Raw genomic sequence first — 6,200 nt, 5'->3', positions numbered from 1 at the left:
ACAACCTGTCCGTAAGGACGTTCAGTCTAATAATGACTGGACGATGGCCGCTGTCGGCCTGTTTATAACACTAATGGTAATGGCTTTATTTTTTCGGCAGTTAACCATTGAATGCACAACCACCCTTCTCTACTGGCTCTGGAACCTGGCTGACTTTCCGCAATTTCATAGTGCAGCTGCGTGGCGAATCAACTTGCTGGCCAAGACGCATAACAATGCCGAAAACGTGTCATGGAGTGAGTTTTTCACTGTCATGGATGCCACGGCAGGTATTTTGCTAATAGCTCTGGTACCACTGGTAATCATCGGCATTGTTGCTGTTCGTCGGCACCAGGCGAGCCGAACCAGCCGTGATATATCCATTAATACGCTTCCCCGAATCATGGCGCAGTTCTCCCCTGCCATTCTGCCGGCACTGAGCTATGGGGACAGGAAAACGCAGCTATTGAATGTTGATCCGGCTGAACATCGCAGCGCGATGACGCCAGATGAATTTGTCATCGAGCACAAGCTTGTTGTTAACAACCGGCTGAAGAAGGACCTGGCAGAAAAACTCTTCATCGAGCAGCTGGGTACACCGCTGCAGCACGATATAAAAGACTTTGACCGCTTCAACGATCATGAACGCGCAATGTTCGCGATTTTTGGGTTGCAGCATTTCCTTGATAAACGTGGCGAAGCGGAGCAGCTGTTAGATGCACTGAACCGCTCCACTCTTAAGTCAGACCGCAAATACCGCAACAAGATTGGATATCCCAACCTCTCGCTGGCCACTTCAGCATATCGCAAAGTCACTGCAACGCCGGCAGCGCAAAAATGGATTAAGCAATACAACTATGTGCGTACCGCCATCGCCGCACTGCATGACAACGATCTGCATCTCCCTATTAGAAGGTACCGCTGGCTTAAGGGGCTTGATCGTACGCTCTGGTATGCCCTTGCTTCCACAGGCCGGCCTTGGCCATTCGTCGAAGGTGCTGGCGTGGTCAGCCAGGCGCACTGGGAGAAACTGGCTTCACGGTATCGGGTCCGGTTAACCAAACCGATCATGTCACTGGCCATCGAGGGACTTGAAACAGATTTGAGAAATATAGGCGCTGTCGTAGTAGAACCCGCCCCGACAAAACCCTCTCCTGCCGATGTTGATGACGAAGAGGACGATGAAGACGAAGCAGGAAATAACCAGTTAGTGAATTCCGCAGCCGACGAACAGCATGTCCACCGGCACGTACATACATTCCGCCCAAAAATGAGATAACCCCATGTCAGAACAAATCGTAAACCAAACAACTACCGAAATTCATGGACAACACCTCCAGATTCGCCTCAATGGCCATAGCCTGTTTAATCTCTACCGGCCGCTGAATGATCGCTACCAGCTGACGCTTGAGCTGGATAATGGACTGCACACTATCTGGCTTCGCCACGCTTACAACGGTGTTGCCAAACTGTTTTCTTCGGAAGACCAAAAGCTCGCTGAAAGTATCATGGACGCTACGGCCAATGCTCTGCAGAGCATGGCCATTAATGCTCCTGATGCTAAAGAACAACGCAAATCTGGCTTTCGCTGGTTGATTCCGGTTGCTATGGCGGCGTTTCTCGTTGGCTCATGGACCACCTGGGTATGGCATTCATCTTCTTCAGTACAACCACCAGTGCCAGTAATGGCATCCCAGCCGCCGGCATTACCCCATGAATCAACCCCTGTCGGATCACCGGCCCCTGTGCTCGTAAAACCGGCACCTGCAGTATCTGTTGGTTCCACTGTGCCGGCTGTATCAACTCCACCGGCAGAGCCTGGTTCGCTCTCAGCTGAGGAAGCTGCTGAAGCCCGTAATCTCCTGGCTACACGTCTGAAGAATGGTGCTGCAAAGCAGGAGTTTACTATTCAGCTCTCTTCTGGCCACCCGCGAACGCTATACATCTTTTCCGATCCGGAGTGCCCAAATTGCAAGATATTTGAGCCGACCGTGCAGGCTTTCTCCTCGCAGTACAACATTGAGATTTTCCCTGTGACGCTGATTGGTAAAGCCCGGACAGCAGAACAGGTTGTTCCAATGCTGTGCGCACCTGCAGATAAACGGGCGGATATGTGGCGCGGCCTTTTCGACATTGGCGCCGGCATGCTGAACCCGAGTGCGAAAGCTGATACGCCAGCCTCCAGTTGTGAAGCAGGGCAAAACGCCCTGGCCCGTAACGATATGGCTTTTGAACTCTACAAATTGCCTGGCACGCCGACCGTCATAACCGATGACGGTCGTCTGGTTCCATTACAGGCCATGACAAGCGATGCAGCTCTGCAGGCTTTCATGAATAACGCGCAATGAGGGATTTAGGATGGATCTAAAAAGTCGCCATGGGCCGTTAGAAAACAGGCTCGTTAGCCGGCAAGTGCAGGGGCGCCTGGCAGAACGAATAATGCTTGCCCCGTTCTCTGTACAGCTTTTCCTGGCGTGCTCGCTTATTTTTGGTGTGGTATGGCCCGCCACCCTTCTGCTGTCTTTGCCATTTAACATCATCCTGCTGGTCGCATTCAGCGATCAGCGTTTTAGATTACCCCTCCGGATACCGATGGATGTAGGTGGCTTCGACATCTCCACTGAAAGAGAAGAAAGCTGGAATATCCCTTTTCTGAAACTGAATCTGCCTAAGATAATCGTGGGGAAAGCGAAAGGGGTCCTCTGTCTTGGTATAGGACGTGGCCGTGACCGCGGCAAAGAGTTATGGCTTGAAAGCTCTGATGCTCTGAGGCACATGCAGATCATGGCGACAACCGGTGGCGGTAAAACTGAAACCCTCTACTCGCTGTACTTAAATGCGCTGTGCTGGGCGCGGGGATGCTGCATTTCTGATGGTAAGGCTCAGATAGATCTCGCCGTGGCAACGTGGTCAATGGCCAGACGTTTTGGGCAGGAGGACGACTGGCACGTTCTTAACTTCATCACCGGCAATGACGACCGCTTCAAAAAACTGATGATCGGGGATAAATCCCGCCCTCAGTCCAATAGTACCAACCCGTTCGCCTATGGCAGTCCGACCTTCATTATCCAGCTGATGGAGTCACTGTTGCCTGCAGGAAACGGCAGCGATGAAGGATGGAAGGATAAAGCCCGAGCCATGATGAATGCCCTGATCTACGCTCTGTGTTATAAGCGCGCGCGCGATAACATTATGCTGACTCAGGCCGTCATTCAGTCCTATCTGCCGCTTATAAAATTCGTCGGGCTGTATCGTGAAGCTCTTGAAGAGGGATGGCACGAAGAGGGCTATAAGCCCATGGAAAACTATCTGGCCAACCTGGCCGGCTTTGATATGAAACTCATCAACCGCCCCGGGGAATGGTCCCAGGGCGCGCTTGACCAGCATGGCTATCTCATCCAGCAGTTTACCCGCATGCTCAGCATGTTTAACGATACCTATGGCCACGTCTTTCCCAAGAACGGTGGTGATATCGATATGCAGGATATCCTGCATAACGATCGCACCCTGGTAGTGCTTATTCCGGCGCTGGAGCTTTCTGATAACGAAGCAGCTACCCTGGGTAAGCTGTACATCTCCGACATCAGGATGAACATCGCAAAGGACCTGGGTAACAAAATTGAAGGTTCCCCGGAACACACACTTACGGTGAAGAAATTCGCCAGTAAATTCCCGTTTATGCTTATCTGCGATGAGGTAGGTTACTATTTCGCACCAGGGCTGGAAAAACTTGCGGCCCAGATGCGAAGCCTCAAATACATGCTGGTAATTCTGGCGCAGGACCTGCAGGCGATGATGCGCCACGGGAAAGAGGTTCATTCAGTTAATGCCAACCTCGGTACCAAACAGTTTATGAAAACTGAGGATACCGAAGATACGCTGAAGATGATCCGGGCTGTTGGCGGGACCGGGCAGTACGCTGAGCAGCGCACCATGAGCCGAACCGGCATGGGAGGCTACGAGGACGTGGATCGCGTTGAGTTCAGAGACAGGGATAACATCCAGCTGGATGAGCTCAAGGCTCTCAAGGAAGGACAGGGCATCATTGTCTTTGAAGATCGCCAGGTGCGTAGCAGTTCTATCTACATTCCTGACAACGAAAAGATTTCAAAGCTGAACGTCAAAATTAACCGTTATGTACCCTTACGGCGTCCTGACTTCAGTGATTTATGCAATGAAGTACCTGCAGCTGCGCGCCGGCGCCCAGTCTCACAGGATCGAGTTTCTAATATTATCGATATCTGTCGCTCGACTTTACCAGGGGCATGGAATAGCCGCCTGAATGCTCGCCTAGCCGATAAGACGCTGATGGCCATAACCAGTGTGGCCACCGACCTTGATAACCGTGACGACCTGAATTTCACGCCAGAACAACGTGGCATTCTCTTATTCGAAACGGCTATTGAAGCCCTGGAGCAAACCGGTGGACGTTATTACTGGCTGAAAGAGCAGGAATCCATTCGTATTTCCAAAAAGCGAATCGAAGAAGCGCACAGGAACAGTGCCGGCATTACGCTTCCTTCAACTTCACAAAGAGAGCCGGTACCGGACCAACCACCTCCGATCGGCCAACATGTATCCCAACCAATTTCAGAGAGCAACCGCGGTTATGACGACTGGTATCAGAACATTACTCAGCACGATTATAGTGACGATTTTACTAGTACCTCTGACGACATCAGGTACTGAATTACGCATCACCTCGGGGTTCTCTCCCGGGAAGGGCGCAATTAATAACATTCTGACGGCCATTGACAGCGCTCATGAGACCATCGACGTCGCTGCCTACAGTTTTACGAGTAAAGAGATCGCATTAGCGCTTGAGCGCGCCCGGGAGCGCGGTGTCAGGGTGCGAGTAATGGCTGATGCTAAAGATAATGGAGGGCGATACTCTGCCGTGACCTGGTTACAGCACAAAGGGATTCCGGTAAAACTAAACGGCCAGTACGCCATACAGCATAATAAATTCATGGTGGTCGATAGCATCACAACCCAGACAGGCTCATTCAACTACACCTCAAGCGCAGTTAAGCGAAACGCAGAGAACACGATCGTAATCTGGAATGAACCATCTACAGCTCGCGCTTATCAGCGGGAGTTTGAACGCCTCTGGGAAGAATCCAATTAGCCATAGTCAAAAAAGCCGGAAGGGTGCTCCCCTCCGGCTTTTTTTTTCGTCCTGGCAGTGCCACAGCTATTTGCGAAGATATTTTTTCTTGATACGGAACGCCGGGATAAAAAACGAAGCAACCACGCCAGCCATGAAAGTGGTTATTCCCAGTGCAATCTTGGACAGGATACCCTCGTCCAGTATCTCGTAGATGAACAGCGCACCTAAACTCAATAACATTGCGATCAGGGTAAAGCGAACCAGCCCGGCCAGGGGCAGTTCATGCACACTGGTTTTGACATACATCTCCCCATCCTCTCTGCTGGTCTTATCACGATCCAGCACATCCCTGACAGCATGCATATCGATCACGGGTTTGTGAAAGGTAGTCTCATCCGTGCAACACAGCTGGTTAGCCAGGAGGTCCGATATTGATGGCCATCCTGCTGGCCACTTACCAGGGAACGCTACCCCATAAGCGCGCAAAAGTGGGAGCGCAAAGGCATAGTGAGTAACCTTCTGAACATAGCGATTATCAAGAACGGCCCATACATCCAGCCCTCCTGCAGTATCCTGAACGTACACAGAGATTCGATTTGCTTCAGGATAATCATGGGGATAAACCCGTGCCGGGATATATTCGATACCGTGATGGCGGCAGAAGTTAACACGATTTTTACCTTCACCCGGGCAGAACAATCCCAGCTGAGGAATGAAGGTATAGCTCGTACTTTTCAGCCCGTAATCAGAAAAAATGTGGCGCCGTATATCGTGTTCATCTTTGTCGCTACAATAACGATCGGGCCACCAACGCCAGCTGCAGCCGAAGGTATGTAAGGTAGGAACCAGCATTTCAGTTGCCGAGCAGGTTTCAAAATCTCGCGGGAAAAAAGGAATGATGCTGCAGAAAAATTCCTGCCCGAAATGCGGCCCCCACTCTCCTCCAGTCATGGTCCCATGCAGGTCAAGTGGTATCCCTGACGTACCGCCTCTTGCTGCCATATCGATACGAAACTTCAGGTCAACAAGTTCCTTGGCGGCTTCCCTCACCGGTTCTGGCAAAGACGATAAATCCGCATGTATTAGCTTCTCATCCATTCAGACAACACCT

Annotated in this window: 5 protein-coding genes; 4 read left to right on the top strand and 1 reads right to left on the bottom strand. The window is 51.2% G+C overall.

What is annotated here, in order from left to right; genetic code table 11:
* From INF86_RS10995 to INF86_RS10980, 4 genes are all read left to right on the top strand, one after another.
* The coding region (locus INF86_RS10995) for a conjugal transfer protein TrbA (protein ID WP_193543534.1) at positions 1 to 1,258 on the top strand (1,258 nt) is incomplete at its 5' end.
* Between the two features lie 4 nt (positions 1,259 to 1,262).
* Positions 1,263 to 2,327, top strand: a complete 1,065-nt coding sequence (locus INF86_RS10990; protein ID WP_063434114.1) for a DsbC family protein — start codon at positions 1,263 to 1,265, stop codon at positions 2,325 to 2,327.
* 10 nt (positions 2,328 to 2,337) lie between these two features.
* Positions 2,338 to 4,668, top strand: coding sequence for an F-type conjugative transfer protein TrbC (gene trbC, locus INF86_RS10985; RefSeq protein ID WP_043139545.1), 2,331 nt, complete (start codon positions 2,338 to 2,340; stop codon positions 4,666 to 4,668).
* Entirely contained in the window at positions 4,628 to 5,107 is a 480-nt protein-coding gene (locus tag INF86_RS10980) for a phospholipase D family protein (protein WP_231104108.1), read from the top strand. The genes trbC and INF86_RS10980 overlap by 41 nt, the downstream gene beginning before the upstream one ends.
* A gap of 66 nt (positions 5,108 to 5,173) precedes the next feature.
* Here INF86_RS10980 and INF86_RS10975 read toward each other — a convergent pair whose 3' ends face one another.
* Positions 5,174 to 6,187 (bottom strand): hypothetical protein, encoded by a 1,014-nt coding sequence (locus INF86_RS10975; protein ID WP_193543533.1) that lies wholly within the window; start codon positions 6,185 to 6,187, stop codon positions 5,174 to 5,176.
* Positions 6,188 to 6,200 lie beyond the last annotated feature (13 nt).

This window comes from Enterobacter cloacae complex sp. I1M, assembly GCF_014982425.1.
GTDB classification, from domain to species: domain Bacteria; phylum Pseudomonadota; class Gammaproteobacteria; order Enterobacterales; family Enterobacteriaceae; genus Enterobacter; species Enterobacter intestinihominis.
Note: the sequence above shows the minus strand (reverse complement) of the source record. Positions and strands in the feature narration are given on the sequence as shown.

Excerpts from the sequence above, each read along its gene's own strand:
- INF86_RS10975 (WP_193543533.1), bottom strand. The coding sequence starts at position 6,187 with ATGGATGAGAAGCTAATACATGCGGATTTATCGTCTTTGCCAGAACCG.
- INF86_RS10990 (WP_063434114.1), top strand. The coding sequence starts at position 1,263 with ATGTCAGAACAAATCGTAAACCAAACAACTACCGAAATTCATGGACAA.
- trbC (WP_043139545.1), top strand. The coding sequence starts at position 2,338 with ATGGATCTAAAAAGTCGCCATGGGCCGTTAGAAAACAGGCTCGTTAGC.